The sequence below is a fragment of the Glycomyces halotolerans genome (genome assembly GCF_054779575.1).
Map to the genome: position 1 here is coordinate 110319 of NZ_BAAGXZ010000006.1, position 25794 is coordinate 136112.

22 protein-coding genes are annotated in these 25794 nt (G+C 69.3%); 14 read left to right on the forward strand and 8 right to left on the reverse strand.

Annotated elements, in window-relative coordinates:
- Positions 1–11 precede the first annotated feature (11 nt).
- Positions 12–1652 carry a metallophosphoesterase family protein gene (locus tag ACYVL2_RS07670; RefSeq protein ID WP_460541853.1) on the reverse strand — a complete coding sequence of 547 codons (1641 nt, stop codon included), beginning with the start codon at positions 1650–1652 and terminating at the stop codon, positions 12–14.
- Positions 1652–2809: a PQQ-dependent sugar dehydrogenase gene (locus ACYVL2_RS07675; RefSeq protein ID WP_460541855.1), complete on the reverse strand. Its 1158-nt coding sequence runs from the start codon at positions 2807–2809 to the stop codon at positions 1652–1654. The genes ACYVL2_RS07670 and ACYVL2_RS07675 overlap by 1 nt, the downstream gene beginning before the upstream one ends.
- 35 nt (positions 2810–2844) lie before the next feature.
- On the opposite strand from ACYVL2_RS07675, the gene ACYVL2_RS07680 reads away from it, so the two are divergent.
- The gene (locus ACYVL2_RS07680) at positions 2845–3756 is read left to right on the forward strand and encodes a 2-hydroxyacid dehydrogenase (RefSeq protein WP_460541857.1); all 912 of its coding nucleotides are present in this window, start codon (positions 2845–2847) and stop codon (positions 3754–3756) included.
- Here ACYVL2_RS07680 and ACYVL2_RS07685 read toward each other — a convergent pair.
- Complete coding sequence (locus ACYVL2_RS07685) at positions 3753–4193, reverse strand: hypothetical protein (RefSeq protein ID WP_460541859.1); 441 nt, start codon at positions 4191–4193, stop codon at positions 3753–3755. The two genes, ACYVL2_RS07680 and ACYVL2_RS07685, sit on opposite strands and share 4 nt — an antisense overlap.
- Before the next feature lie 358 nt (positions 4194–4551).
- On the opposite strand from ACYVL2_RS07685, the gene ACYVL2_RS07690 reads away from it, so the two are divergent.
- Genes ACYVL2_RS07690 through ACYVL2_RS07715 form a run of 6 tightly spaced genes read left to right on the forward strand, consistent with a single transcriptional unit; the run spans position 4552 to position 12752 of the window.
- Positions 4552–6591: an ABC transporter substrate-binding protein gene (locus ACYVL2_RS07690; RefSeq protein WP_460541861.1), complete on the forward strand. Its 2040-nt coding sequence runs from the start codon at positions 4552–4554 to the stop codon at positions 6589–6591.
- Positions 6592–6604: 13 nt separating this feature from the next.
- Positions 6605–7600 (forward strand): ABC transporter permease, encoded by a 996-nt coding sequence (locus ACYVL2_RS07695; RefSeq protein WP_460541863.1) that lies wholly within the window; start codon positions 6605–6607, stop codon positions 7598–7600.
- A gap of 7 nt (positions 7601–7607) precedes the next feature.
- Positions 7608–8750, forward strand: a complete 1143-nt coding sequence (locus ACYVL2_RS07700) for an ABC transporter permease (RefSeq protein WP_460541865.1) — start codon at positions 7608–7610, stop codon at positions 8748–8750.
- A 7-nt stretch (positions 8751–8757) separates the two neighbouring features.
- Positions 8758–9768: an ABC transporter ATP-binding protein gene (locus ACYVL2_RS07705; RefSeq protein ID WP_460541866.1), complete on the forward strand. Its 1011-nt coding sequence runs from the start codon at positions 8758–8760 to the stop codon at positions 9766–9768.
- Positions 9765–10778 carry an ABC transporter ATP-binding protein gene (locus ACYVL2_RS07710; protein WP_460541868.1) on the forward strand — a complete coding sequence of 338 codons (1014 nt, stop codon included), beginning with the start codon at positions 9765–9767 and terminating at the stop codon, positions 10776–10778. Before ACYVL2_RS07705 ends, ACYVL2_RS07710 begins: the two co-directional genes overlap by 4 nt.
- The gene (locus tag ACYVL2_RS07715) at positions 10779–12752 is read left to right on the forward strand and encodes a beta-galactosidase (RefSeq protein ID WP_460541870.1); all 1974 of its coding nucleotides are present in this window, start codon (positions 10779–10781) and stop codon (positions 12750–12752) included.
- Between the two features lie 64 nt (positions 12753–12816).
- On the opposite strand, the gene ACYVL2_RS07720 is transcribed toward ACYVL2_RS07715, so the two are convergent.
- Positions 12817–13485, reverse strand: a complete 669-nt coding sequence (locus ACYVL2_RS07720) for a DUF3159 domain-containing protein (protein ID WP_460541872.1) — start codon at positions 13483–13485, stop codon at positions 12817–12819.
- A gap of 141 nt (positions 13486–13626) precedes the next feature.
- On the opposite strand from ACYVL2_RS07720, the gene ACYVL2_RS07725 reads away from it, so the two are divergent.
- From ACYVL2_RS07725 to bfr, 4 genes are all read left to right on the forward strand, one after another.
- Positions 13627–14637, forward strand: coding sequence for a DUF6301 family protein (locus ACYVL2_RS07725; RefSeq protein WP_460541874.1), 1011 nt, complete (start codon positions 13627–13629; stop codon positions 14635–14637).
- Between the two features lie 119 nt (positions 14638–14756).
- Positions 14757–15767, forward strand: coding sequence for a threonine aldolase family protein (locus tag ACYVL2_RS07730; RefSeq protein WP_460541876.1), 1011 nt, complete (start codon positions 14757–14759; stop codon positions 15765–15767).
- Positions 15768–15866: 99 nt separating this feature from the next.
- Complete coding sequence (locus tag ACYVL2_RS07735) at positions 15867–16055, forward strand: (2Fe-2S)-binding protein (RefSeq protein WP_460541878.1); 189 nt, start codon at positions 15867–15869, stop codon at positions 16053–16055.
- Positions 16056–16221: 166 nt separating this feature from the next.
- Positions 16222–16701, forward strand: coding sequence for a bacterioferritin (bfr, locus tag ACYVL2_RS07740; protein WP_460541880.1), 480 nt, complete (start codon positions 16222–16224; stop codon positions 16699–16701).
- Positions 16702–17091: 390 nt separating this feature from the next.
- Here the strand turns inward: bfr and ACYVL2_RS07745 are convergent, their stop codons facing one another.
- Together ACYVL2_RS07745 and ACYVL2_RS07750 are read right to left on the reverse strand one after the other, a co-directional pair.
- On the reverse strand, positions 17092–17529 hold the full coding sequence (locus tag ACYVL2_RS07745) for a GNAT family N-acetyltransferase (RefSeq protein ID WP_460541882.1): 438 nt from the start codon (positions 17527–17529) through the stop codon (positions 17092–17094).
- A gap of 26 nt (positions 17530–17555) precedes the next feature.
- A complete protein-coding gene (locus tag ACYVL2_RS07750; RefSeq protein ID WP_460541884.1) occupies positions 17556–18500 on the reverse strand; it encodes a Rossmann-fold NAD(P)-binding domain-containing protein in 945 nt (314 codons plus the stop codon).
- A 188-nt stretch (positions 18501–18688) separates the two neighbouring features.
- On the opposite strand from ACYVL2_RS07750, the gene ACYVL2_RS07755 reads away from it, so the two are divergent.
- A complete protein-coding gene (locus ACYVL2_RS07755) occupies positions 18689–19450 on the forward strand; it encodes a metallophosphoesterase family protein (protein WP_460541886.1) in 762 nt (253 codons plus the stop codon).
- A gap of 25 nt (positions 19451–19475) precedes the next feature.
- On the opposite strand, the gene ACYVL2_RS07760 is transcribed toward ACYVL2_RS07755, so the two are convergent.
- A complete protein-coding gene (locus ACYVL2_RS07760) occupies positions 19476–21560 on the reverse strand; it encodes an HNH endonuclease signature motif containing protein (protein WP_460541888.1) in 2085 nt (694 codons plus the stop codon).
- Positions 21561–21982: 422 nt separating this feature from the next.
- Positions 21983–23194 carry a ribonuclease D gene (locus tag ACYVL2_RS07765; protein ID WP_460541890.1) on the reverse strand — a complete coding sequence of 404 codons (1212 nt, stop codon included), beginning with the start codon at positions 23192–23194 and terminating at the stop codon, positions 21983–21985.
- Between the two features lie 136 nt (positions 23195–23330).
- Here ACYVL2_RS07765 and hemE point away from each other — a divergent pair, with 136 nt between their 5' ends.
- Both hemE and hemG read left to right on the forward strand, forming a co-directional pair.
- Positions 23331–24434, forward strand: coding sequence for a uroporphyrinogen decarboxylase (hemE, locus tag ACYVL2_RS07770; RefSeq protein WP_460541892.1), 1104 nt, complete (start codon positions 23331–23333; stop codon positions 24432–24434).
- Positions 24431–25792: a protoporphyrinogen/coproporphyrinogen oxidase gene (gene hemG / locus ACYVL2_RS07775; protein WP_460541894.1), complete on the forward strand. Its 1362-nt coding sequence runs from the start codon at positions 24431–24433 to the stop codon at positions 25790–25792. Before hemE ends, hemG begins: the two co-directional genes overlap by 4 nt.
- Positions 25793–25794 lie beyond the last annotated feature (2 nt).

Genomic DNA, 25794 nt, shown 5'->3' on the forward strand with positions numbered 1-25794 from the left:
CCGGGCGGCGCTCAGTCCTGTTCGCCGGCCGGGGGAGTGGCGGTCTCCTCGCCCGGAGGCGTCGTGGTCGGCTCGTCCGGCGGCCCCGGCACCGGCGTCACATCGCCGTTCTCGACCGGCTCGTCGCCGGCCGGCTCCACGGTCTGCACGACCGTCCGGTCCAAGGTGATGTCGGATTCGCCGAACGCGCCCACCGAGATCGAGTCGTAGGCCAGGAGCTCCCGCGTCTCGGGGTCGAAGTAGAGGACGTCCATCTCCATCTTCATCGGCGTGTCGCTCTCGAAGGTGCGCAGGCCCGCCGCTCCCGTCGAGCCCTGGACCATGAGCGTCGTGCCGTCGCCGAGATCCTGGACCGAGCGCTTGTGGGTGTGACCGGCCAGCACCAGCGGCACGGAACCGGTCAGCGGCTCCGCCATCGGCGGCTCGTGCACCATCGCGACGTCCGCGCCGCCGGCCTCGTCGATCGCCTCGCGCAGCCGCTCGCCCGATTGCGTCAGCATCTGCTGCGCGTACTCGCTGGAAGGCTGATCGCCCTTCTCCGGCGTGAAGCGCGGGTCCGAGACGCCCGCGAAGTCCAGGCCCGCGACCTCCTGCACCTCGCCGTCGAGGATGATGACGTTGTCGTACGACGACAGCGCCGCGACGGTGGTGGCCGAGTCGTGGTTGCCCTTGACGAACAGGTACGGCGCGTCGATCTGGGTCACGCCTCGGGAGAAGATCTCCGCCTCCTGCTCCGAGCCCCAGTCGTTCATGTCGCCGGTGTCGGCGACCGCGTCGATGTCGAACTGTTCGACCACCGACTCCATGAGATGCCACGCCGACGGGTTGAGATGCAGGTCGGAGACGTGGAGGACCCGGATGGTGTCGTCCTGGACGCCGATCTGCGGCAGATCGGTCGCCAGCGCGTAGAACTGGGAGATGTTGGTGACGAACTTCTGCAGGTTCGCCACGTACTCCTCGTAGTTCACCGCGATGTCCTCGGCGTTGCCGACCACCGACGGCGCGTACGACAGCAGGCCCTCGTAGCGCGGCTCCGCGATCGACTCCGGTTGCAGCGTCGAGGCGGCGTAGCCCATCATCGCCGACGTGACCGCCAGCGACGACAGGGCGGTGAACAGCGTCCGGCGCACGTTCCGGAAGATCAGCGCCCCGACCAGCAGACCGCACAGGGTCACGATCGCCAGCGCCTGGACGATCACCCGCACCAGCGCCTGCGACACCTCGTCGGCCAGGCCCTGGGAGGCGGTCGTGACGCCGTCGGGCGTGTTGAGGATGGCCCGCGCCTGGTCGGCGTCGACCGAGTCGAGCCGCATGTTGAGCCCCAGCGGTCCGTCGTGGCTGTCGAAGACGACCTTGCCGAGCGGCGGGATGTTGACGATGGTCTCGCCGTAGACGTCCGGCTGCAGCGCCACGATCGCGTTGAACGGCCCGATGTCGGCGGAGGTCTCGCCGACCAGCATGAGGCTGCCGGCGGCGGTCGCGGTGCCGACCGCGACGACCGCCAAGGCGGTGGCGAGACGGTGGGCGGCCCTCGAGGACCGCGTCCGCCTCCACGCCGAGCGTGCCACGCGGCCGGCTCGCTTGAAGAACCGGCCCACCGGCCGCAGGGCGTTCCCGACGGACTGCGGTGCCGAGGCGGAGCGGTCGGACATCAAACTCTTCCTTCGACGGCGTATGAGGTGGCGAAACGGAGGATTCGGTCGTCGGCGTCGTCGGCGACGCAGCCGCGGTCCGGCACGCAGCGGTCGTCGCGATTCGAGGTCGTCACCCACAGCATGCCGTCCGGACCCATGGCGACCGATCGTAGCCGACCGAACTGGCCCTCGAGCGCCGGTCGGGGGTCGGCGGCGACCGCGCCGGAGGAGTCGAACTCGACCACCCACAGCCGCTGACCTCGCAGGCAGGCGGTGATGAGGGCCTGATCGACGAAGACGGCCCCGGCGCAGGAGGACTCGAACGGCTCCCAGGTCAGGAGCGGGTCGGCGAAGTCCTCGTCGCCCGACGGGCCCTCGTACTGCGGCCACCCGTAGTCGCCGCCCGGTTCGATGAGGTTGATCTCGTCGGCCATGTCGGCGCCGAACTCGGTCGCGAGCAGCTGTCCGTCGGCGTTCCATGCCAGGCCCTGGACGTTGCGGTGGCCGACGGAGTAGACCGGCGACTCGGGGTCGGGGTTGCCCTCGGCCGGTGCCCCCGCGGTGTCGAAGCGGAGGATCTTGCCGGCCAGCGACTGCTCGTCCTGCGCGCTCTCGGGGGTCCCCGCGTCGCCGGTGGCGGCCCAGAGGTAGCCGTCGGGGCCGAAGGCCAGCGCGCCGCCGTTGTTGCCGTCGCCCGCGGGGATGCCGGTGAGGATCGGCTCGGGGGCGTCCTCGCCTTCGAGGTCGAGAGCGGCGATCCGGTTGTCCTCCGCGGTCGTGTAATAGAGGTAGACCGTCGAGTCCTCCTCGAACTCCGGGGAGACGGCGATGCCGAGCAGGCCTCCCTCGCCATCGGCCTCGATGCCCTCGATGACCCGGATCTCCTCGGGTTCGCCGGTGGTGCCGTCCTCGGCGATCGCGATCGTGAGCAGACGCCCGCTGTCGCGCTCGCCGACGATGGTCGTGCCGTCGGGGAGGAACGCCAGCCCCCACGGCACTTCGAGGTCTTCGGCCACGACGTCGAGGAAGGCGGCGGGCTCCTCGGGCGGGCCGCCGGAGGGCGTCGGCAGTTTCGGCGGATCGCCCGCGGTCGGCTCGGGCGGTTCCCCGAACGAGCACGAGGCGAGTGTCAAGATCGCAGCGACCGCCAGGGCCGCCGATGTCGGTCGGCGCATGGCCCCCAGCCTAATGGTGGTTTAGGCTTTGCCCGGTGAAGGTATGGATCGCTCATGAGGAAGGCCGTGAACACCTCGGTGGTCTGCCCGAGGACGTCGAGGTCGAGGTGTTCACCGGCAGAGGCGACTATCCGTCCGATCCGGCGAGCGTCGAGTTCTGGGTGCCGCCGTTCCTGGCCGAATCGAAGGTCACCGCGCCGCTGAACGACATGACGTCGCTGCGGGTGATCCAGCTGCTCAGCGCCGGCGCCGAGGTGTGGGTACCGGCGGTGCCGGAGGGCGTGGCGCTCTGTGACGCCCGCGGGGTCCACACCGCGGTGACCGCCGAGTGGACCGTCGGGGCGATCCTGGCCTCGATGCGCGGGTTCGACTACTTCGCGCGCCGGCAGCCGCTCCATGAATGGAAGGTCCGCTGGCAGACCACGGTCTGCGACAAACGCGCCCTCATCGTCGGGGCCGGCGACATCGGAGAGAAGGTCGCCGAGGTGCTCGGCGTCCTCGGCACCGCGGTCACGAAGGTCGCGCGTCGGGCCCGGCCCGGCGTCCACGGCATCGGCGAGGTCGACCAGCTGCTGCCGGAGGCGGACGTCGTCGTGCTCATCCTCCCGCTGACCGACGCCACGACCGGTCTGGTGGACGCGAAGTTCCTCTCGCGGATGAAGGACGGCGCGCTCCTGGTGAACGCCGCGCGCGGCCCGATCGTCGACACCGACGCGTTGACCGAGGAGGTCGCCTCGGGCCGCCTTCGCTGCGCGGTGGACGTGGTGGACCCCGAGCCGCTGCCGACCGACCACCCGCTCTGGGATCTGGACGGCGCGTTGATCACCCCGCATGTGGGCGCCTCGGTCGACGGCATGATCCCCCGCGCTTACGCGCCGGTGGGTCCGCAGATCCGCCGCTTCGCCGCCGGAGCGCCCTTGGAGAACGTCGTCTCCGACGGCTATTAGCGTTCGTCGTCGCCCGGTGCTCGCTCGAGCAGCTCCTGGCCGCCGATTTCGAGGACTTTGGGGAGGTTCTCGGCGCGCAGCGGCGCCAACCGCACCTGCGACTGGTCGTCGAGGATCGCGGCGACGCCGTCGTTGTCGGTGACGAAGCCGTCGATGTGCCGCCATTCGATCATGCGGCCGGAGAGCAGGCCCTTGACCGTGATGCCCTGCCGGTTGACGTCCACGCCCGAGCGCCACGCCCAGGTGGAGACGCCGACCGGGGCGAAGAGCATCCCGAGGCCGAGGGCCACCGAGGGCACCGGCGTGAACGGCTGCTCGGCGATCAGGGCGAACGCCAGCGGGCTGACGGCGAGCCAGGCGATGAAGGCGGCCGCGGTGATCGCCGCGGAGCGGCGGACGCGCAGTCGGGGGGCGGAGGCGGGCTCGGCAAGACTCATGGACCGATCCTGACACATCGCGCCGGGCAGTCGAAACGGCCGCCGAAGCGGCGCCTCGTATCGCCGAAACTTTCGGAGTCGCGTTGCCCGCAATCATCTGGAATGCGATTGCCGATCGTGACAGGATCGTGATCTCGCGAGCGGCCCACCTGCCTTGACGCTGTTTTGGTGTTGCCGTAGTCTCACCGCTATTACCGAAAGTTTTCGGGTTAGTTCCGGAAGTTTTGATAGCGCTTTCGGTAGCCGGTGGGGTCGAGCCGGGTCCCACCGGCACGGCGACGCTTTCGAGCCGAGCACGTGACCAGCCCCTTATTGGCCGCATTACGGCCGTGACCGACCACGGAAGGAGTGCTCACCGATGAGCTCTCAGAACCCCCCGTCCAGCCTCTTCAGGAAGCAGCCCGGGTCCGTCCCGTGGCCGGACCCCACGCTGTCCCGCCGCGGACTCGTCATCGCCGGCGGCACCGCGCTGACGGCCTCGGCCGCCGGCTGCGGCTGGTTCTCCACCGAGCCCGAATCCGAAGGCGGCGGCGGCGCCAAGGGCAGGGAAGCCCCGATGCTCGCCGAGCAGGTCGAGGCCGGCGACCTGCCGCCGGTCGAAGAGCGCCTCCCGAAGGAGCCGCAGGTCGTCACCGTCACCGAGTCCATGGGCGTCTACGGCGGCACCTGGAACACCGTCATCACCGGCGCCTCCGACGGCCCCTGGCTGTGGCGCACCATCAACGACGGGCACCTCCTCGAGCGCTCCCGCGACTGGCAGGAGATCCGACCCAACGTCGCCAGCTCCTTCGAGGCCAACGAGGACGCCACGGAGTTCACCATCACCCTCCGCGAGGGCATCAAGTGGTCCGACGGCAAGCCGCTCACCACCGCCGACGTCGACTTCGCCTACAACGACGTCGCTCTCAACACCGAGCTGACCACGGCCGTCCCAAGCGAGCTCAGCAGCCCCGACGGCACGCCGATCGAGCTCGAGATCGTCGACGACTACACCTTCATCGTCCGCTTCAGCAGCCCCAAGCCGCTGTTCGAGGCCGACATGGCGGTCGGCGTCTCCGGGCAGCGCTTCACCATGTACCCGCGCCACTACCTCGAGCAGTTCCACATCGACTACAACGAGAACGCCGAGCAGGAGGCGATCGACGAGGGCTACGACGGCTGGGTCTCGCGGTTCACCGCCCTGGGCCACCTGTGGAACTTCCTGTGGGAGAACCCCGACCTGCCGACGCTGCTGCCGTGGAGGTGCGTGCGTCCCGTCTCGGACGCCGAGCACGCGCTCTTCGAGCGCAACCCGTACTACTGGAAGGTCGACGAAGAAGGCAGCCAGCTGCCGTACATCGACGAGGTTCGCTACGACATCACCTCGGACGTCGAGACGATGTTCGCCCACGCGATCAACGGCGACTACGAGTTCCACTCGCGGCACTTCAACGACAACGCCCACCGGGCCGACGCGGTCGAGAACGAGGCAAACGGCGGCTACAAGGTCATCGAGCTGGAGTCCACGTACTCCAGCGACATGAACATCGGGTTCAACATGAACCACCGGGACCCGGGCCTGCGGGAAGTCTTCCAGGACAAGCAGTTCCGCATCGCCATGTCGCACGCGATCGACCGCCAGGAACTGATCGACGTGCTCTGGAACCGCGTCGGCGAGCCCTGGCAGGCGGCGCCCAGGGCCGAATCGCGGTTCTACGACGAGGAGTTCGCCACCCAGTACCTGGAGTTCGACCTCGACAAGGCGAACCAGATCCTCGACGACGCCGGATACACGCTCTCGGGCGACACGCGCACGGCGCCGAACGGCACGCCGCTGGAGTTCACCGTCGCCGTCGCCGACGACGCCCTCCTCGGCTCGGTCTGGATCGACGCCCTCGACATGATCAAGGGCACCTGGGAACAGGCCGGGGTCGTGATGCACATCAACAGCCAGCCGCGCGAGAACTGGCAGAACCTCGTCAACGAATTCGACTACGACGTCACCGTCTGGACCGGCGACGGCGGCCACATCGACGAGACCACCTCGGTCTACTGGTACATGGCGGCCGGCCCCGCCGGCGGCGCGTTCTTCGCCCGCCAGTGGTCGGAGCTCTACACCAACGGCACCACCCAGGAAGACCTGGTCGCCGAGCCGCCCGCGCACATCGAGGAGCAGTGGGACCTGTACGACCAGTTCCTCACCGAGCCCGACGCGGACGCCCGCGACGAGATCTTCAGGCAGATCCTCGCCATCGCCAAGGAGCAGTTCTACGCGATCGGCACCGTCCAGGGCCAGGGCTCGTGGGCGATCGCCTCCGAGCGGCTCCACAACGTCGGCGGCTCCATGCCGGAGAACCCGAGCTACGGGACCCCCGGACCGGCGGCGCCCGAGCAGTGGTACATCACCGAGGACGAGTAGGTCGAGGGAAAAAGTGGTTCGATTCCTAGGTCGCCGTGCGGTTTACATGGCGGCAACGCTACTGGCGATCTCGCTGGTGGTGTTCGTCATCATCAGTCTGCCGCCCGGCGACTTCGTGACCGCCCTCGAGGCGAGGTACGCGGTGCAGGGCCAGCGGCTGGGGGCCGAAGAGGTCGCAGAGCTTCGGGCGCGGTACGGACTGGACGGCAACATCTTCCAGCAGTACTGGCACTGGATCACGCAGATCGTCCTGCACGGCGACCTGGGGATGTCCTTCGAGCATCAGAAACCGGTCAAGGAGGTCATCGGTGCGCGCCTGGGCGCCACGCTCGGCGTCTCGGTCGCCACCCTCCTGGCCACGTGGGCGATGGCCTTCCCCATCGGCGCCTACTCGGCGGTCAAGCAGCACTCGATCGGCGACTACGCCGCCACCACCATCGGGTTCCTGGGCCTGGCGACCCCCAACTTCCTGATCGCGCTGATCTTCATCTACTTCAGCGTCAGCTGGTTCGGGTCCGTGCCCTCCGGACTGTGCTCGCCCGAATGGTGCGACGCGGCCTGGAACTTCGGCAAACTGCTGGACCTGCTGGGCCACCTGTGGATCCCGATCATCGTCATCGGCACCGCGGGCGTGGCCGGCCTGGTCCGCATCATCCGCAACAACCTGCTGGACGAGCTGCGGCGGCCCTACGTCACCGCCGCCCGGGCCCGCGGCGTCCCCGAAGGACGGCTGCTGCGCCGCTACCCGCTGCGCGTCGCGCTCAACCCGTTCGTCTCCACGATCGGATGGGTGCTGCCGCTGCTGCTGGTCGGCGACATCGTGGTCGGGCAGATCTTGGGTCTGCCCACCCTGGGGCCGATCCTGCTGGGCGCGCTCAAGGGACAGGACATGTACCTGGCCGGATCCATCATCATGGTCCTCAGCCTCGTCACGGTGATCGGCACGCTGATATCCGACCTGCTCCTGGGCTGGCTCGACCCCCGCATCCGACTCGGACACCAGAGGTGAGGCGACGATGACTCTCAAAGAGACCGATGGCGTACCGGCCGACGGCGGCGGCAACGGCGAGCGCGCCACCGCCTCGCAGCGGCAGCTGGTGTGGTGGTCGTTCAAGAAGCACCGCCTCGCGCTGATCTCGGCCTGGCTCCTGGGCGGCATGATGATCGTGGTGGTCTTCGCCGAGTTCCTCGCGCCCTTCGACGACCGGCACCGCGACTCGGAGTACACCACCGCGCCGCCGCAGGTCCTCAAGCTCTGGGACACCGACGGCCCCGACGGCTTCCAGTGGGGCATGCACGTCGACGGCTACACCTCCACTCAGGATCCGCGCTCGCTGCGGATCACCTATGAGACCAACCCGGAGGACCGGGTGGAGATCGGCTTCTTCGTCAAGGGCGAGGAGTACGAGCTGTTCGGCCTCATCCCCTGGGACCGGCACCTCATCGGGCCGAAGGACCCCGAGGACCCGATGTACCTGCTGGGCACCACCACCGACGGGAAGGACCTGCTCACCGACCTGACGTACGCCACGCGCGTCTCGGCCTCGGTCGGCATCATCGGCGTGCTGCTGGCGTTCTTGCTCGGCATCGTCCTCGGCGCCGCCTCCGGCTACTTCGGAGGCTGGATCGACAACGCCATCCAACGGGTCATCGAGCTGGTCATGGCGGTGCCTTCGATCCCGCTGTGGCTCGGGCTCGCCGCCGCGCTGCCGGCCACCATGGGTCCGGTGGCCAGATACTTCATCATCACCACGATCCTGGCGCTGGTGGCCTGGACCGGCCTGGCCAGAGAGGTGCGCGGCCGGTTCCTCTCCCTCAGATCGGAGGAGTTCGTGACCTCCGCCATGCTGGACGGATCCAGCCATCCGCGGGTGATGTTCCGGCACATGCTGCCCTCGTTCTCGTCGCACATCATCGCCGCGCTCAGCCTGTCGATCCCGACGATGATCCTCGCCGAGACCGCGCTGTCGTGGCTGGGACTGGGCCTGCGCCCCCCTGCCGTCTCATGGGGCGTCCAGCTCCAGGAGGCCAGCAAGTGGAGCGTCCTGTCGGGAGCGCCCTGGCTGCTCATCCCCGGCATCGCCGTGGTGGTCGTGGTCCTGGCGTTCAACTTCGTCGGCGACGGTCTGCGCGATGCCGCCGACCCTTACAAGCAATAGGTGACAGATGTCTGAACCACTTCTGGAGATTTCGGGGCTGCGGACCGGCTTCGACACCCACGACGGGAAGGTAGCGGCGGTCGACGGCGTCGACCTGACCGTCCACGCGGGCAAGACACTGTGCGTGGTCGGCGAGTCCGGCTGCGGCAAGTCGGTGACCGCGCGCTCGATCCTGCGTTTGATCGAGGCTCCCGGACGGATCGAGGGCGGCACGATCACCTGGCGCGGCGACGACGAACCGTACGACGTGCTCTCTCTCGACAACGACGACGAGCGCCTGCAGCGGCTGCGCGGCGGCGAGGTCGGCATGATCTTCCAGGAGCCGATGGCCTCGCTCCTTCCCGTCCGCAGCGTCGGAGCCCAGCTGGTCGAGGCCATCCGGATCCACACGGACCTGGACAAGCGCCAAGCCTGGGAGCGGGCGGTCGAGCTGCTCGAGCAGGTCGGCATCCCCAAGCCCGCCGAGCGCCTCAATGCCTACCCGTTCCAGCTCTCCGGCGGCATGTGCCAGCGTGTGATGATCGCGATCGCGCTGTGCGCCAACCCGTCGCTGCTCATCGCAGACGAGCCGACCACGGCGCTGGACGTGACCACGCAGGCCCGCATCCTCGATCTGATCCGCCGCCTGCAGGCTGAGCAGGAGATGGCGGTCATGTTCATCACCCACGACCTCGGCGTGGTCGCGGAACTGGCCGACGAGGTCGCCGTCATGTACCTCGGCAAGGTCGTCGAACGCGCCTCCGTCGAAGAGCTGTTCGACGACCCGAAGCATCCCTACACCAAGGCGCTGCTCGATTCGGTCCCGGTCCTCGGTCGCGACCGGGGCCGGGACCTGCCCACCATCCCCGGGACCGTGCCGAACCCGCTGTACCGGCCGAAGGGCTGCTCGTTCCATCCGCGCTGCGCCGAGGCCATCGCCGGGCGCTGCGACCTGGACGACCCGCCCGAGGTGTCGTTCGAGAACGGCCGGACCGCGCAGTGCGTCCTCTACGACCAGTCCGAAGGAGCCCGAGCATGAGCGATGCGCAGGCGAGCGAACCGCTCCTCGAAATCAACGATCTGCACGTCCGTTTCCCGGTGCGGCGCAACATGTTCGGCCGTGCCACCGTGGAGAACCACGCGGTCTCGGGGGTCGACCTGGAGCTCAGGAGCGGCGAGACGCTCGGCCTGGTGGGGGAGTCCGGCTGCGGCAAGACCACCCTGGGCCGCACGATCGTGGGCGCGCAGACGGCCACCAGCGGCTCCATCATGTACGGCGGGCGCGACCTGACGCAGTTGAAGAACCGCGAGAAGGGCCCGTACCGGCGCCAGATCCGGATGGTCTTCCAGGACCCGTTCTCGTCGCTCAACCCGCGCATGACGCTGCGCCAGATCATCGGCGACCCCTTGGTGGCCACCGGCGAGGCGAAGGGCGCCGAGCTCGACGACCGCGTCGCGACGATGATGAAGCGGGTGGGTCTGAGCCCCGACTACATGGACCGCTACCCGCACGCCTTCTCCGGCGGGCAGCGACAGCGCGTCAACATCGCCCGCGCCCTCATCGTCGACCCGAAGCTGGTCATCGCCGACGAGCCGGTCAGCGCCCTCGACGTCTCGGTGCGCGCCCAGATCCTCAACCTGATGCGCGAGCTCCAGGCCGAGTACGGGCTGACGTACCTGTTCATCTCGCACGACTTGTCGGTCGTGGAGAACATCGCCGACCGCGTCGCGGTCATGTACTTCGGCAAGATCGTCGAACTGGCCGACACCGCGAAGCTCTACGAGAAGCCCTCGCACCCGTACACCGAGGCGCTCATGTCCGCCGTGCCGGTGCCCGACCCGTCACGGAAAGGCCGCGGCGGCCGCATCCTCCTGCCCGACGACCTGCCGGACCCCACCGACCCGCCTTCCGGCTGCGCCTTCGCCGGCCGCTGCCGCTACGCCGAGGCGGGCCGCTGCGACCAGGGAACCGTCGAGCTCTCCGAAGGCGTACGATGCGTGCGCACGGACGAACTCGATCTCCAAGGCATAGTCAAGGCGGATGTGTAAATGACCGATATCGTGCCCGCAGTCGAGGGCCTCTGCTTCGGCGGCGACTACAACCCCGAGCAATGGCCGCGCGAAGTCTGGGACGACGATGTCAAGCTGATGCGGGAGGCCGGGGTCAACCTGGTCACCGTGAACGTCTTCTCCTGGGCCGGGATCAACCCCGGCCCGGGGAAGTGGGACTTCGACCGGCTCGACCGGATCATGGACCTGCTGGCCGACAACGGCATCAAGGCCGACCTGGCCACCTCCACGGCGTCCCCGCCGCCGTGGTTCTCCCAGGCCCATCCCGAGACGCTCCCGGTCGACGCCGACGGGCGTCGATTGCACTTCGGCGCCCGGGCCGAGTACTGCCCGTCCTCGCCGGTCTTCCAGGAGGCGGTCGTCGAGATGGCCTCCCGCCTGGCCGAGCGCTACGCCGGGCATCCGGCGCTGGCCATGTGGCACATCGGCAACGAGTACTACCGGTCGTGCTACTGCGACGCCGCCGCCGAGGCGTTCCGCTCCTGGCTGCGGGACCGCTACGGCGACCTGGAATCTCTCAACCACGCCTGGGGCACGACGTTCTGGTCGCAGACCTTCAGCGACTGGGAGCAGGTGCTGCCGCCGCGGATCTCCGCGGAGACGCCCAACCCCGGGCACCTCCTCGACTTTAAACGTTTCAATTCGGACGCGCTGCTGCGCCTCTTCCGCTCCGAGACCGAAGCCGTGGAACGACACAGCCCCGGCGTCCCGATCACCACCAACCTCATGGTCACCGGCGACTTCACCGCCCTCGACTACCACCGCTGGGCCGAGCACATGAACGGCCCCGACCGCCTCATCGCGGTCGACCACTACATCATCCCCGAAGGCCCGATCGAGCCCGAGGCCCAAGTGGCCTTCGCCGCCGACCGCTCGCGCGGCCTCGCCCGAGGCGGCCCGTGGCTGCTGATGGAGCAGGCGGCCAACTCCTCGGCCTGGCGGCAGGGATACTTCGCCAAGACCCCCGGCGAGCAGCTGCGCCACTCCCTGTCGTACGTGGCCCGCGGCTCCGAAGGCGCGATGTTCTTCCAGTGGCGCGCCTCCCGATACGGCGCCGAACGCTGGCACTCGGCGATGCTGCCCCACGGCGGCACCGAGACCAAGACCTGGCGCGAGATCAAGACCCTCGGATCCTGGCTGCGCCGACTCGCCGAGGTCAAGGGCTCGACCGTCAAGGGCCAGGCCGCCATCCTGCTCGACCACGAATCGATCTGGGCCGCCTCCAACCCCGGCGAGCCCTCGGCCCTGATGCCCGCCTACCCCGAACTGCGGCGCTGGCACGCCGCCCTGTGGCGGCGCGGCATCGTCTGCGACATCGCCCACCCGGCCGAAGACCTCTCGCAGTGGCCGGTGGTCTTCGCGCCGGCCCTCTACATGCTCGACGACGACGCGAACCTCCGCCGCTACGTCGAGAACGGCGGCACGCTCGTGGTCGGCCCCTACTCCGGTGTGGTGGACCGCAACGACCACGTCCATGAAGGACTCCCGGGCGCACTCCGCGACCTCATCGGCGTGCGGGTCGAGGAGTTCCACCCGCTCAAACCCGGCGAGCTGGTCGCGCTCGACGACGGCACCGAAGGCGAGGCATGGGCCGAGGTCGCCCGCGAGCAGGAGGCCGAAGTCGTCGCCGGCTACATCGACTACCCCTCGACCGGAGCGATCTTCCGCCGGGAACTCGGCAATGGCGAGGTCTGGTACCTCTCCACCCGCCCGATCGACCTCGACCCGTTCCTCGACCGCCTCGACCTCACGCCCGAGATCCCGGGTCTCCCGGCCGGCGTCGAGACCGTGCGCAGGACGCACCCGGACGGGCGCACCTACCTCTTCGCCATCAACCACACCCGCAAGGCGGTCACCATCCCCACCCAGGGGACCGACCTCCTCAGCGGCACACCATGGACCCCGAGGACCCACCTCCACGGCAACACCCCCGCCGTCATCCGCGAACACTGACCGGACGCCGCGGAGCGGACCATGGGATGGCGGAGGCCCGGACGGTTCTCGACCCCGCAGAGCGCTACCGGGCGTCCTCCGGCCGCTGCTCCCCTCCTGGGACCACGGGACGGCGGAGGCCCGGATGGTCCTTCGGCAGCGATAGCTTCATCACCGAACCCGAGACCGCCAGGCACAGCACCAGCAGCGGCCATGAGAGCGCGATCTGCGCGGCCCCGCCGCCGACGAGCGCGAGCCTCTCGTGGTCGGTGAGCCAGAACGGCGTCAGCACCGCCACCCGCAGGACGTACATCGCCACCCACACCCACGAGGCGGCGCCGTAGGCGCGCAGCAGCGCCGGATCCCGCCGCCAGCGGGTCCGCTGGCCCAGGACCGCGCCGACGATGAGCCCCAGCAGCGGGCGACGGAAGGCGATCGAGCCGGCCCACACGAGCGCGCTGGCGGCGTTGGAGAGGATGCGGGGGAGCAGGATGTCGGCGGCGCGTCCTGTGTAGAGGACGATGATGCCGGCGACGCAGACGCTCAAGAGCCCGAGGAGCACCGCCCTGGGGCGGGTCCGCTGCCGGAGGCGGACGAGGGCGATCACCGTCGCTGAAACGAGTGAAGCCGCGACGGCCCAAGCGATCGAGTTACCGGTCAGCAGCCAGGTGAGCACGAACACGGCGAGCGGGGCGGTGGCGTCGAACGCTCCGCGCCTGCCGCCTAGTAGGCTGACAAGCGTGTCTTGCCGCACAGTATCGGACGCCGCTTGAGACAACTGCCAGCCCTTTACCCTGGAGACCCGCTACAAGAGGCAAGGCTACCCTAAGCAAAACGAGCCGCCGGGTTTCGACCCGGCCAGGCCCCACCCACGGACGGATTGGCGCAGTACCGGATGCTCGGCACACATCGGATCAGCGAATCGCAGCTCGTTGAGCTCCTCCGCCGTGCCCGACAGACCGACTTCGGGCGGTGGAGCAAGGACGACCTGCAGCGGGCCATGGCCGGTCTCGGATGGAAGGTCCGCTCGGCCGAAGTCGACATCGGGATGTGGCGGGCCGAGACCGGCTACGACACCGGCAACGCCATCGCCGACTCCATCCCGCCGCAGACGCCGCTCACCGGGCGCGCCGACTTCTACTCCATCGAGGTCATGGTGCTGCGCTCGGCCGAACGCGGCCGCCAGGGGGAGAACCACCGCACCCTCGTCTTCCGCGAAGTCCTGCGCACCATGATGAGCGAACTGGGCGCGCCCGAGGTCCGCGGTGGCGACGGCGGCCCGTGGGTCCGCTGGTACCGCGACGGCCTGCTGTTCGAGCTGCACCTGCGCCGCTTCCACGGCGGCGTCACGCTGCGGCTGCTGTCGCCGCAGCTGTTCGAGCAGCTCGACGCGCACGCGGTCGGCAAGGGCGACGTCTCCGGCTGGCAGGCCTACGCCCGCAAGTCCAAGCACCCGCCCGAACCGGCGTGCCACGACATGGGGGAGTTCACCGAGCGCTTGAGCTCCCTGCTCGGCGACATGGCCGCCGACGTGCCGACCATCGACACGGCCGGGACCGTGCTGCTGCGCACCAGCGACTGGTCCGCCCGCTACGTGGCCGCGTTCGTCGACGGAACGCTGCGCGTCGAGGCCTCCGCGGCGGTGAGCGGCACTTGGCGCTCCGGCGTCTCGAACCTGCCCGGCATGGGCTACCGGGCCCCCAGCGGCGCGCAGCCCAACTGGTCGCGCACTTTCCCCTCGACCGACCGCACCGCCACCACGCAGGCCGCCCACATGATGGTGGACGCGCTGCGGGCCTTCGGCATCCAGGACCTGTTCGACATCGTCTACGACGGCTTCACCGCCGACGGCGAACGCATGTACCTGCCGGTCCTCGGCATCGGCAACGGCAACGATCCCTATTAGCGGCTGTCTCTCGGCATCGGCAACGGCAACGACCCCTGTCAGCGGCTGTCTCTCGGCATCGGGAACGGCAACGACCCCTGTCAGCGGGCGTCCCACCGGCCGCGCGTTAGTGTTCAGACATGATCGTTGATCTGCGCTCCGACACGGTGACCCGTCCGACCGCGGCCATGCTGCGGGCCATGACCGAGGCCGAAGTCGGCGACGACGTCTACGGCGAGGACCCGACCGTGAACGCCCTCGAAGCCGAGGTCGCCGCCATGTTCGGGCACGAGGCGGCCGTCTTCACGCCGACCGGTTCCATGGCCAACCAGATCGCGCTCCAGCTCCTGGTCAAGCCCGGCGAGGAGCTGCTGTGCGACGTCAAGGCCCACATCGTCAACTACGAGATGGGCGCCGCCGCGGCCCTCGGCGGGGTCTCCACCCGCACCTGGAACCCACCCGGCGGGCGGGTCGACACCTCGCTGATCGAACCGATGATCAACCGGCCCAACCCGTACGCCACCACCACTCGGGCCCTGGAGGTCGAGAACACCCACAACGTCGGCGGCGGCACGGTCCAGCCGTTCGACGAGCTGCGGGCCCTCCGCGACCTCGCCGACGCCTACGGTCTCGCTCTGCACCTCGACGGCGCCCGAATCTGGAACGCCCACGTCGCCACCGGCGTGTCGCTCGAGCAGTACGGCCGGCTCTTCGACACCGTCTCGGTGTGCCTGTCCAAAGGCCTCGGCGCGCCGGTCGGCTCGCTCGTCATCACCGACGCCGAGCGCGCGCAGCGCGCCCGCGTCCTCCGCAAGCGCCTCGGCGGCGGCATGCGGCAGGTCGGCTACCTCGCCGCGGCGGGACGCCACGCGATCGCCCACCACATCGAGCGCCTCGCCGACGACCACGCCCGCGCCCGGCGCCTGGCCGAGGCCCTGGAGCCCTACGGGGTCTGCGACGCCTCCACGGTCGAGACGAACGTGGTGCTGCTGCGCATCCCCGACATCGCCAAGGTCGCCGAGGCGGCCGCGGAACAGGGCGTGCGGATCTCGGTCCTCGGTCCCGACTGGGGACGGCTGCTCACGCACCTGGACGTCGACGACGCCGGAGTCGAGCACGCCGTGAAGGTCCTCGCTGAACTGGTCCGATAGGTCCGTCGCTCCGACCCGACCGGAGGTTGCCGATCGCTCGCGAGTCAAGGTAGGTTAGGCATGCCTATGTTAGTCCGGCCTAATCTCGGAGGGCGCCGCATGTACGCCTGCATCTGCTACGGAGTTCACGACCACGAGGTCCGTGAGTGCATCCGTGCGGGCGCGCATACCGAGGACGCCATCGGCGACGCCTGCGAGGCCGGCACCGGCTGCGGCAACTGCCGCGAGCGCCTGACCGACATGATCGAGAACTACTTCGCCGGGGAAGCGGTCCCGGCTCCCGCCTGAGTCGTCCTCTGGGGCGGCTCTTGTCACTGCGCATCACTGCGCTTGGTTAGGCTAGGTTGTCCTATTTTAGGCATTCCTGGCTGGAAATAGCGCCCGCCATCGTCCTACGCTGGATCCGTCGGTCTGTTCGACCGACCGCACACGACGTTGGGAAGGACGCAGCGACATGCAGGGCGACGAGAGAGTCATCGAATTCCTCAACGAGCAGCTGAGCGCCGAGCTCACCGCCATCAACCAGTACTTCCTTCACGCCAAGATGCAGGAGAACTGGGGTTACACCAAGCTCGCCAAGTACACCCGCGCCGAGTCGCTCGACGAGATGCGCCACGCCGAGGTGCTCACCGACCGCATCCTCTTCCTCGAGGGGCTGCCGAACTATCAGCGGCTCTTCCCGCTGCGGATCGGCCAGTCGGTGCCCGAGATCTTCCGGTGCGACCGCGAGATCGAAGTCGAGGCGATCGACCGGCTCAAGCGCGGCATCGAGTACATGGAGTCGGTCAAGGACTACGTCTCCCGGGACCTCTTCGAGGACATCCTCAAAGACGAGGAGCACCACATCGACTACCTGGACACGCAGCTCGACATCATCGAGAAGATCGGTGAGGAGCTGTACATCCAGTCGCTCATCGAGCAGCCCGGCGAGTAGGGGACCGGCGCGGCGGTGCGGCCGCCCAGTGCTCACATGGAAGAGGGGACCGGCTTGCCGGTCCCCTCTTCTGTTGCGGTAGAGCCCCTCACATCTCCACCACAGTGGTATGCCGTCGCTGGTCTTGACAGCGCCGACGAGAGGATCGTAACATATCGATACTTTGAATGAAAGTTTCGCGAAACTTTCAGTCCGGACTCTTTTCGGAGCCGGCTCCGTCCCGCGAATCGGCGGCCCCTCGCCCCGGACCGCGGCCCGACCACGTCGGGGTCGACGCGCAATACGAGCTCAGCGTGAGCCTGAAACTTCCGGGATGCGGAGATCCTGGAGTGACTTTCTGAGATGAGGGATATGGGGGCGGGGCGTCCGAGCCGGGACGCTCCGCCCCGTCTACTTCCCGGGCCGCCGCATGGGCAGATGCGGGATGCCGTCCTCGAGGAACTCCGCGCCCACCACCTCGAATCCGTGGCGGCGGTAGAACCCGGCCGCGTACGTCTGGGAGTCGAGCACGACGTCGACCTCGGGACCGGCCGCGTCGAGCGCCGCGGACAGCAGCCTGCTCGCGAGTCCCCGGCCCCGTTCGGCCGGCGTGCAGCAGACGCGGCCGATCCGGCGTCCCTCGCCGTCGCCGAGCACCCGGAGGCAGGCGACGACGTCGGTGCCCTCGCCCGCCCAGAAGTGCACGGTGTCCGGGGCCGTGTCGTGACCGTCGAGGTCGGGGTAGGGGCAGTCCTGCTCGACCACGAACACGTCCTGCCTGAGCTTGGCCAGGCCGAACACCGTCGCGCCGTCGAGTTCGCCGAACCGGCCCTGTCGTATTTCGCGCATGACCGCCATTAGAGCAGCGGATCGCCCTAAGCGATCGCCAGCCTCCGCCGCCACCACTCGACGGTCTCCGTCAGCGCCGTCTCGGTGCCGGTCGGCTCGTCGCCGAACACGGAGGTGAAGTCTTCGGACTCCATCACGTAGGGCCCGTCCCACTGGTGGCGGGTCTCGGTGAGGCCGCGCATGGCCGGCTGGAACGCGCCGACGAGCCGGATGATGACCCACCACGGCACCCGCCTGACGGCCACGGGGCCGTGTCCGACGATGGCGGCCATGGTCGCGATCATCTCCCGCTGCGACCTCGCGGGCGCGGTGGGGACGTGCCAGGGGCGGCCCCAGGCCCTGTCGTCGCCGCCGAGGCGCACCAGCGCGCTCGCGACGTCGGGGATGTAGGTGAAGCTGTGGGGCGCGTCGGGGTCGCCCAGCACCGCGACGCTCTTGCCTTCGACGACGGGGCGGACGATCCGCTCGCCGAGCATGGCGTCGGCGAGCGCACCCGGCCCGAAGTAGTCGGAGGCGCGGGCCTCGGTGAACCTGATGTCGCCGGACTCGTGGAGCGCCATCGCGTCGTTCCACATCTGGATGCGGATGCGGCCCTTGTGTCCGGGGGAGCGCAGCGGGCTCCGCTCGGTCATGGGCTCGGTGACCGGCCCGTAGACGTAGAGGTTGCCGGTGTTGACCAGGCTCGCGCCGTGGGCGCTGGCGGCGGCGAGGATGGCGGCGAACATGGGCGGCCACTCCTCGGCCCACTGGTGGTAGCCGGCGGGGTTGGCGCAGTTGTAGACGACGTCGGCGCCCGCGGTGGCGGCGATGAGCGCCTCGCTGTCGCGGGCGTCGACTTTGACGTGGGTGATGTGGTCGGTGCTCGCGCCGCCGGAGCGGCTGAGGACCCGGACGCGTTCGCCGCGTTCGGCGAGGATGGCGGCGACGGTGGAGCCGATCTGGCCCTTGCCGAGGACGACGTGGTCGGTCATGGCGGGGTTCCCTTCAACATTCGAGAGCGGTGCTCTCGGTATGGATCAACGATCCCACGCTGAAGTGCCACTGTCAAGATCAGTGCTCACATTTATGATCGGTGATCCGCGCTGAGGAGCCCTCGACCGAGTTCGCAACGAGTGAACGCGGATTGCGCTCGGACCGAAACCGGTCGACACTGAGGAACATGGATGCTCGCGTAGCGGTGCTCTCGGATATCCACGGAGTCCTACCCGCACTCGAGGCCGTGCTCGAAGAGCCTGACGTGCGGTCAGCCGATCGCATCGTGGCCACCGGCGACATCGCCCTCGGGCCACAGCCGGTGCAGACGCTTGACATGCTCGCCGAGCTGGGCGACCGGCTGCTGTGGATCTCCGGCAATGCCGAGCGAGATATGGTCGGACACCGTCGCGAGGGCGGGAGGACGATTCCCGATCCGCTCGAGTCGTGGTCCGCCGAGCAGCTCCGTGATGACCAAGTCGATTTCCTGGAGGGCCTGCCCAAGACCATCACGCGCGAGCTTCCGACGTTCGGCACGACCTTGTTCTGTCACGCCACGCCTCGCGACGACGAAGAAGTGGTGCTCGTCGACTCGTCGTTGGAACGATGGGCCGAGGTGTTCGAGGGCCTCGACGAGGAGATTCGGACCGTCGTCTGCGGACATACACACATGCCTTTCGTCCGCATGGTGGACGGTCGTCTTGTCATCAATCCCGGCAGCATCGGCATGCCCTACGGGCGTGCCGGCGCGCACTGGGCGATGCTCGCCGACGGGGTAGACCTACGCGTGACCGAATTTGACATCGAGGCGGCCGTCGCTCGGGTGATCAGGGAATGCGATCATCCGAAGATCGAGTGGTGGGCGGACTACTTCCTCCAAGCTCGTGCCTCCGACGCAGAAGCGCTTGAAGTGTTCGGCAGAAGTGAAGGACGCCGGCAACGCTCGTAAGAGAGACTTTTCCCGCTGATCAGGATCACCGCCAGCGGCGTCCGTTCGCGTCGGTGGCCAGCTGGTGTTCGGAGCCGGTGCGGCCACGGTGTACCGGGCTCCGACCGGTTTGGGGCCGCCTTCGAGCGAGCGCGGGTTCTGCTCGGCCGGGTGGGGGCAGGCATTCGGTTGCCGGTGGTGTGTACGGCCAGGTCATTAAGCGGCGACAACGAGGCAGGAATCCCGTTGTGCAGGTGTCTTCGGGTTGCGGGCCGCTGGATGGTGGCGGTGTCTTGGCGGCGACGAAGAGGTAGTGGGGTGGGCGGGGCGTGTGTTCGTGGCCGGGGCGGTGTGTCCTATTAGGGGGGATGGGCATGGGGAAGGGCCCGAGCCGGTTTGTGGGTTCGGGCTGCGATGTCGTATCGCGTCCCCCGCCGCAGGAGCCTTCCCGCGACGGGCGGTCTAAAAAGGGAATGGGTTCGTGTGCTGAGTCGCGTTCACCTTTGATGCCCGGCGGCGGCATTGATGCTGCTGGGGTTGCTGGTGTGGGGGCAGGGACGGTTCGGGAGGCGGTCTCGGGTTCGCGGCATGGGGGTGGGGTGGTCGGAGCCGGGGATGGTTCGGGTTCCCTCGCCTGCGGGGGTGTCGGTTTCGGCTGGCCGGTGTCGTTTCTGAAGCGGGCTCGTGCTTTGGCTCGTGCTTCGCGTGCGGCCTTCATGTCGCGGTCGAGGCCGATGTGCTGGGCCCAGCGGTCGAGTTCGTCGCGGAGGGCCGGGCCCCATTCGTCGGGGTAGAGGCCGGTGGGGAACACGTTCGCCACATCGGCGGCGAACTCCGTGTCCAGGTCCTCGGCCGTGCGCCAGTCGGCGCACCCGCACTTCAGGTCGGGGTCGGTGTCATCGTGCCGGTCGTGGTGGACGATCAACGCCTTGCCCGGTCCGGTTTTGGTGATGGTCCAGCCGGGGGTGTGGAGGCGGCCGTGGTGGAACCGGCACAGCAGGATCAGGTTCTCGGCGACTGTTTCGCCGCCGTCGGCCCAGTGCCGGATGTGGTGGGCCTCAGTCCACGCCAAAGGTGCGTCGCAGCCGTGCCAGGCGCACCCGTAGGGCTGCTCGAGCTCGAGTTTGCGGCGCAGTGCGGTGGTGGGGAGTCGTTCGGCCCGGCCGAGTTCGACGGCTTCGCCGGTGGTGTAGTCGAACACGCTGGGGACGATGATTCCGGCATCGCAGGCCAGCAGCCGCGCCTTCGCGAGGCTGATCGGTGTGCCTTCGAGGAGGGGGACTCGGCCGGTGTCCTCGCCGCGGAGGGTGTCGATGTCGACCGTCAGGTGGAGCCCGGTGGTGTGGCCGTGCCGGGTGTGGGCTTTGGGGTCGGCTCCGTAGACGGCCAGGATCTGATGCAATGCCTCAGCGCGCCGGTTGGCCGCTGGGGGCAGCAGCCCGGTGGTCTGGTCGGTCTCGTCTTGGCGGGGTGGTGGTACGGCGGTGTTGAGGGCTTTGGCGAGCATCTGGCCGGTCTCGCCGGTGAGGGTGGCTCGCAGGTCCCACATGCCGTTGCCGACAGGGGCCAGGTCCAGGCGCTGCAGCGACTGCTCAGCCAGCCCGTCCAAGACCTCCTCACCCGAATCCAGGGCCGCTTGAATCTGGTCGAGGAGGGCGTGGACGGCTTGGACGCTGGTGTGCGCGCAGTACTGGGCGATCAACACCTCAGGAGAAGCGCACCGGATCTCGGGGTTGAAGGGGGAGGGGACCGGCTCGCCGTACGGGGCGGTGGCGTAGTCGCGCATCGCCTTGGTCTGTTCGAGCCTGCGGGCCGCGGCGGCGACCGCATCGATCCGGGCGCGCCCAGAGACCGCGGTCTCGGTCAAGTGCGTGAACTTCTTAGCGGTGCGGGCGATGGCGGCGATGTCGGCGGCGGTTTTGTCGGTGAAGTCGAACTTCGCGACCAGCCAGGCCCGGACCGCAGAGTAGCCGTCGACTTCGCGGTGGATCCGCCAGGCTTGGGCCTCGATCACCTCGGCCAGCACACGAGCGTGCACCGAATTGATCAGGGCGGCGGCCTGGTCGAGGTTGGTGTGGATGGCCTCGGACTTGACCGATCGCTCTTCGCTGCTGGGCCGGTTGCCTGCCATGTGCCACACCCCTCTCTCGCGGTGTCCGGTGTTCGATCGTGCTGCCGGTTTCCGGTGGCTTGTTCGCCTGATACCTCAATGATCCCAGGTCAGGGCTGGTTTGTCGTCACTCTTAGGGTGCGAATGCTTTCACGTTCCGGACCCGAACCGCCTGCGGCCCAAACGGAAAGCCGAGCGACACTCCAAACAGGCCCCGCCCGCCGCCGGTCCCGGCCACGACGACACGACCCCAACGACCCCGCTACCGCTTTGTCGCCGCCAAGACACCCGCACCACCCACACACCCGACAGCCGAAGACAGGACCGGGGCCATGCTCCTACCTTGTCGTCGCCGCCAAAGACCGCGACCACCCCACCACCGGCAACTCAAAGGCACGACCGATCCCAGCACCAACTCCAGGGCGGCCACCAGAAGAAGGACGCTAGCCCAGTGCCTTGGCCAAGCCTTCGGCCAAGAGCGCAACCTGCCAAGGGCGTGCGCCTGCCTCGAGCAAGTGGGCGCGCACTTGCTTCTCGCCGATCTTCTTCGGCGGCTCCCACGCCAGACCCCGAACGATCGCTGGCGTAATGAGGTTCTCGGTCGGCAGATTGTGTTCACCGGCTACTTCCGACACCACTTCGCGGGCGGCGGCCAGACGCGCCGCGGCGTCCGGGTCGCGGTCGGCCCAACGGTGCGTCGCCGGCGGCCCCTCGTGCGGCGGCGTCGTCGACGGCAGTTCAGAGCCCTGCAGCTTCCGGGCCTCGGCCAGCGCCGACAGCCACAGCCGAGCGTTGCTCCGCCCGCCTCGGCGCCGGAAGCCCGGCAGGCTCATCAGCTCGGCGAAGTCGGTGGGGTCGTTCGTGGCGGCCTCGACGATCGCGGCGTCCGGCAGCACCTTGCCGGGGGCGCGGTCGAGCTCGCGGGCGAGCTGATCCCGCGCCTCCCAGACGGCGCGGACTCGGGCGAGCGCCTTGGCTCCGCGCACCTTGTGGATGCCACTGGTGCGACGCCACGGCTCCTTGCGGGGCTTGGGCGGGGGAGCGGTGCGCACGTGTTCGAACTCGGCCTCGGCCCAGGCGCTCTTGCCTTGGGAGTCCAGTTCTTCGGAGAGCCGGTCGCGCAGGTCGAGCAGCAGCTCGACGTCGAGAGCGGCGTAGGCGAGCCAGTCGCGGGGGAGCGGGCGCGATGACCAGTCGGCCGCCGAATGCTGCTTCTCGAGTCGGAATCCGAGCAGCTGCTCGGTGATCGAGGCCAGACCCACTTTCTCGAAGTTGCACAGGCGCGCGGCCAGCTCGGTGTCGAACAGGCGCTCGGGTAGCAGTTCGAGCTCGGCCAGGCAGGGCAGGTCCTGGCTGGCGGCGTGCAGGATCCACTCGTGTCCTGCCAGCGCGCGCCGCAGCGGGCCGAGGTCCTCGATCGGGATGGGGTCGATCAGGATGGTGCCGGCGCCCTCGCGCCGCAGTTGCAGCAGGTAGGCGCGGCCGGAGTAGCGGAATCCCGAGGCTCGCTCGGTGTCGATGGCGATGGGTCCGGAACCGGCTTCGATGCGCTCGGCGGCCTGGGCGAGATCGGTCGAGTTCTGGATGAGCGGGGGCATGCCGTCGCGTGGCTCGGTCAGCAGTTCGGACTCGGTGTCGGGCTGGGGATCGGTCACCTGTTCAAGGTACGGCCCGGTAGCTTGGCCCTGCCACTGCCTCGCCGCACCGCCGAGTGATATACACCCGAACGAGGTGCTATAGCATGATTTCCGGTCGCCCGCAAGGGTGAGATAGGCCCCATTTGGCGGGACGATGCGGGCCACATCGCACTCGGTGTTCCGGGCGAGGGCCCGGTCCGCGTGCCAAGATGAACAGGTGCGAACCGATCCGGCCCTGCCAGCGACGTCCCCGTTCCTTGCCGCCTGCCGCGGAGAGGAGCCCGAGCGAGTACCGGTGTGGTTCATGCGCCAGGCGGGGCGGTCGCTGCCCGAGTACCGCCGCGCGCGGGCCGGGACGTCCATGCTGGAGGCCTGCCGCACTCCCGAGCTGGTCTGCGAGATCACCATGCAGCCGGTCCGCCGGTACGAGACCGACGCGGCGATCTTCTTCTCCGACATCGTGGTGCCCCTGGCGGCCATCGGCGTCGACATCGAGATCCAGCCGGGGGTCGGTCCGGTCGTGGCCGAGCCGCTGCGAACCGAGGCCGACGCCGAGCGCCTGCGCAACCTGGATCCGTGCGACGTCCCGTACATCACCGAGGCGGTCGGCCTGCTCACCAAGGAACTGGGCGACACGCCGCTGATCGGTTTCGCAGGCGCCCCGTTCACCCTCGCGTCCTATCTGATCGAGGGCGGCCCCTCCCGCGACCACGCCAAGACCAAGGCCCTGATGCGCTCCCGGCCGGACCTGTGGCACTCCATCGCCTCCCGGCTGGCCGCGATCTGCGGCGAGTTCCTGCGCGTCCAGGTCGAGGCCGGCGCGAGCGCGGTGCAGTTGTTCGACTCCTGGGCCGGGGCCCTGTCCGAGGCCGATTACCGCCGCTACGCCCTGCCGCATTCGACCGCCGCGCTGATGGGCGTGGCCGAGTCGGTCCCGCGCATCCACTTCGGCGTCGGCACCGGCCACCTGCTCGAGGCGATGGCCGAGACCGGCGCCGAGGTGATCGGTGTCGACTTCCGCATTCCGCTGGACGAGGCCGCGCGCCGCCTGCCCGGCAAGACCCTTCAAGGCAACCTCGATCCGGCCGCCGTCATGGCCGACCCCGAGCCGCTCCTGGCCGAGACCGACGAGGTGCTCCGGGCCGGTCGCGCCGCCCGCGGCCACATCTTCAACCTCGGCCACGGCGTGCTGCCGGACTCGGATCCGGACCAGCTCAAGCGGGTGGTCGACCGCGTCCACGAGGTGACCGGCGCGTGAGGGTCCTCATCGTCGGCGGCGGCATCACCGGGTTGTCGGCGGCCCACCGCCTGAGGGATCTGCTCGGCGAGGAGGCCACGATCATCGTGGCCGAGCGCTCCAAGCGCCTCGGCGGCAAGATCCACACCGTCGATTTCGCCGGCCGGCCGGTCGAGACCGGCGCCGAATCGCTGCTGGCCGCGCGCCCGGAGGCGATCGAGCTGGCCGAAGCGGTCGGGCTCGGCGACGACCTGGTCTACCCGGTCGGTCTCAAGCCCGCGCTGAGTCTGGACGGTCGCCTGCGCGACTTCCCGACCGGCACGCTGATGGGCATCCCCGCCGATCCGGCCGACGTGGCCGCGATCGCCGAGGTGAAGGAGTCCGAGGGCGCCGACCGGCCGATACTCGGCCCCGGGGAGGACATGTCGGTCGGCGAGCTGGTCCGCTCGCGCCTGGGCGGCGAGGTCCTCGACCGCCTCGTCTCCCCGATGCTCGCCGGCGTCTACGCGGGGGACGTCGACCGGCTCTCGGTCAACGCCGTCATGCCGCAGCTCGCCGCCGCGCTGCGCCGCCACTCCCGGTTGACCGAGGCGGTCGCCGAGGCCAAGCGGCCCTCCACCGGCAAGCCCGTGTTCGCCACTGTGGACGGCGGCTTGGGTCGGCTGGTGACCGCCACCTCCGCCGCCGCGCGCGCCGACGTGCGCATCGGCATGACCGTCCGCGAGCTGCGCCAGACCCCTTACGGCTGGGAGGCGGTCGCCGGGCCCGTCCCCGACCCGATGCGGTTCAGCGCCGACGCGGTCATCCTCGCCCTCCCCGCCTCACCGGCGGCCCGGCTCCTGCGCGGGGTCGAACCGCAGGCCGCCGCGGCGCTCAGCAGCGTCGGCTACGCCTCGGTCGCGCTGGCGTCGTTCGCGTTCGACCGCATCGACCTGCCGGAGCGGTCGGGGTTCTTGACCCCGGCGGGGGGCGGCAAGACCGTCAAGGCCGCCACGTTCCTGACCCGCAAGTGGCCGCATCTGGGCCGCCGCCGCGCCATCGTCCGCGTCTCGATGGGACGGCTCGGCGAGGAGGCGCTCCTCCAGTGCGACGACGAGTCCCTCGCCAGGACCGCGCTGCGCGAGCTCGGCGACCACCTCGGCGAGCGGCTGCCCGAACCGGTCGCCCAGCGCGTCGACCGGTGGGGCGGGTCGCTGCCGCAGTACACGCCGGGCCATGTCGACCGCGTCGCCTCCGCGCGCGAGGCGCTGGGCGTCCACCGCGGCATCGCGATCGCCGGGGCCGCGGTCGACGGGGTCGGCATCGCCGCGTGCGTCGCCTCGGGCCGGACCGCCGCCGACCAGATCGCGGCGCAACTTGCCGAATCGAAAGAGATTTGAAG

Excerpts from the sequence above, each read along its gene's own strand:
- ACYVL2_RS07670 (WP_460541853.1), bottom strand. The coding sequence starts at position 1,652 with ATGTCCGACCGCTCCGCCTCGGCACCGCAGTCCGTCGGGAACGCCCTG.
- ACYVL2_RS07675 (WP_460541855.1), bottom strand. The coding sequence starts at position 2,809 with ATGCGCCGACCGACATCGGCGGCCCTGGCGGTCGCTGCGATCTTGACA.
- ACYVL2_RS07685 (WP_460541859.1), bottom strand. The coding sequence starts at position 4,193 with ATGAGTCTTGCCGAGCCCGCCTCCGCCCCCCGACTGCGCGTCCGCCGC.
- ACYVL2_RS07690 (WP_460541861.1), top strand. The coding sequence starts at position 4,552 with ATGAGCTCTCAGAACCCCCCGTCCAGCCTCTTCAGGAAGCAGCCCGGG.
- ACYVL2_RS07700 (WP_460541865.1), top strand. The coding sequence starts at position 7,608 with ATGACTCTCAAAGAGACCGATGGCGTACCGGCCGACGGCGGCGGCAAC.
- ACYVL2_RS07705 (WP_460541866.1), top strand. The coding sequence starts at position 8,758 with ATGTCTGAACCACTTCTGGAGATTTCGGGGCTGCGGACCGGCTTCGAC.
- ACYVL2_RS07710 (WP_460541868.1), top strand. The coding sequence starts at position 9,765 with ATGAGCGATGCGCAGGCGAGCGAACCGCTCCTCGAAATCAACGATCTG.
- ACYVL2_RS07715 (WP_460541870.1), top strand. The coding sequence starts at position 10,779 with ATGACCGATATCGTGCCCGCAGTCGAGGGCCTCTGCTTCGGCGGCGAC.
- ACYVL2_RS07725 (WP_460541874.1), top strand. The coding sequence starts at position 13,627 with ATGCTCGGCACACATCGGATCAGCGAATCGCAGCTCGTTGAGCTCCTC.
- ACYVL2_RS07730 (WP_460541876.1), top strand. The coding sequence starts at position 14,757 with ATGATCGTTGATCTGCGCTCCGACACGGTGACCCGTCCGACCGCGGCC.
- ACYVL2_RS07735 (WP_460541878.1), top strand. The coding sequence starts at position 15,867 with ATGTACGCCTGCATCTGCTACGGAGTTCACGACCACGAGGTCCGTGAG.
- bfr (WP_460541880.1), top strand. The coding sequence starts at position 16,222 with ATGCAGGGCGACGAGAGAGTCATCGAATTCCTCAACGAGCAGCTGAGC.
- ACYVL2_RS07745 (WP_460541882.1), bottom strand. The coding sequence starts at position 17,529 with ATGCGCGAAATACGACAGGGCCGGTTCGGCGAACTCGACGGCGCGACG.
- ACYVL2_RS07750 (WP_460541884.1), bottom strand. The coding sequence starts at position 18,500 with ATGACCGACCACGTCGTCCTCGGCAAGGGCCAGATCGGCTCCACCGTC.
- ACYVL2_RS07755 (WP_460541886.1), top strand. The coding sequence starts at position 18,689 with ATGGATGCTCGCGTAGCGGTGCTCTCGGATATCCACGGAGTCCTACCC.
- ACYVL2_RS07760 (WP_460541888.1), bottom strand. The coding sequence starts at position 21,560 with ATGGCAGGCAACCGGCCCAGCAGCGAAGAGCGATCGGTCAAGTCCGAG.
- hemE (WP_460541892.1), top strand. The coding sequence starts at position 23,331 with ATGCGGGCCACATCGCACTCGGTGTTCCGGGCGAGGGCCCGGTCCGCG.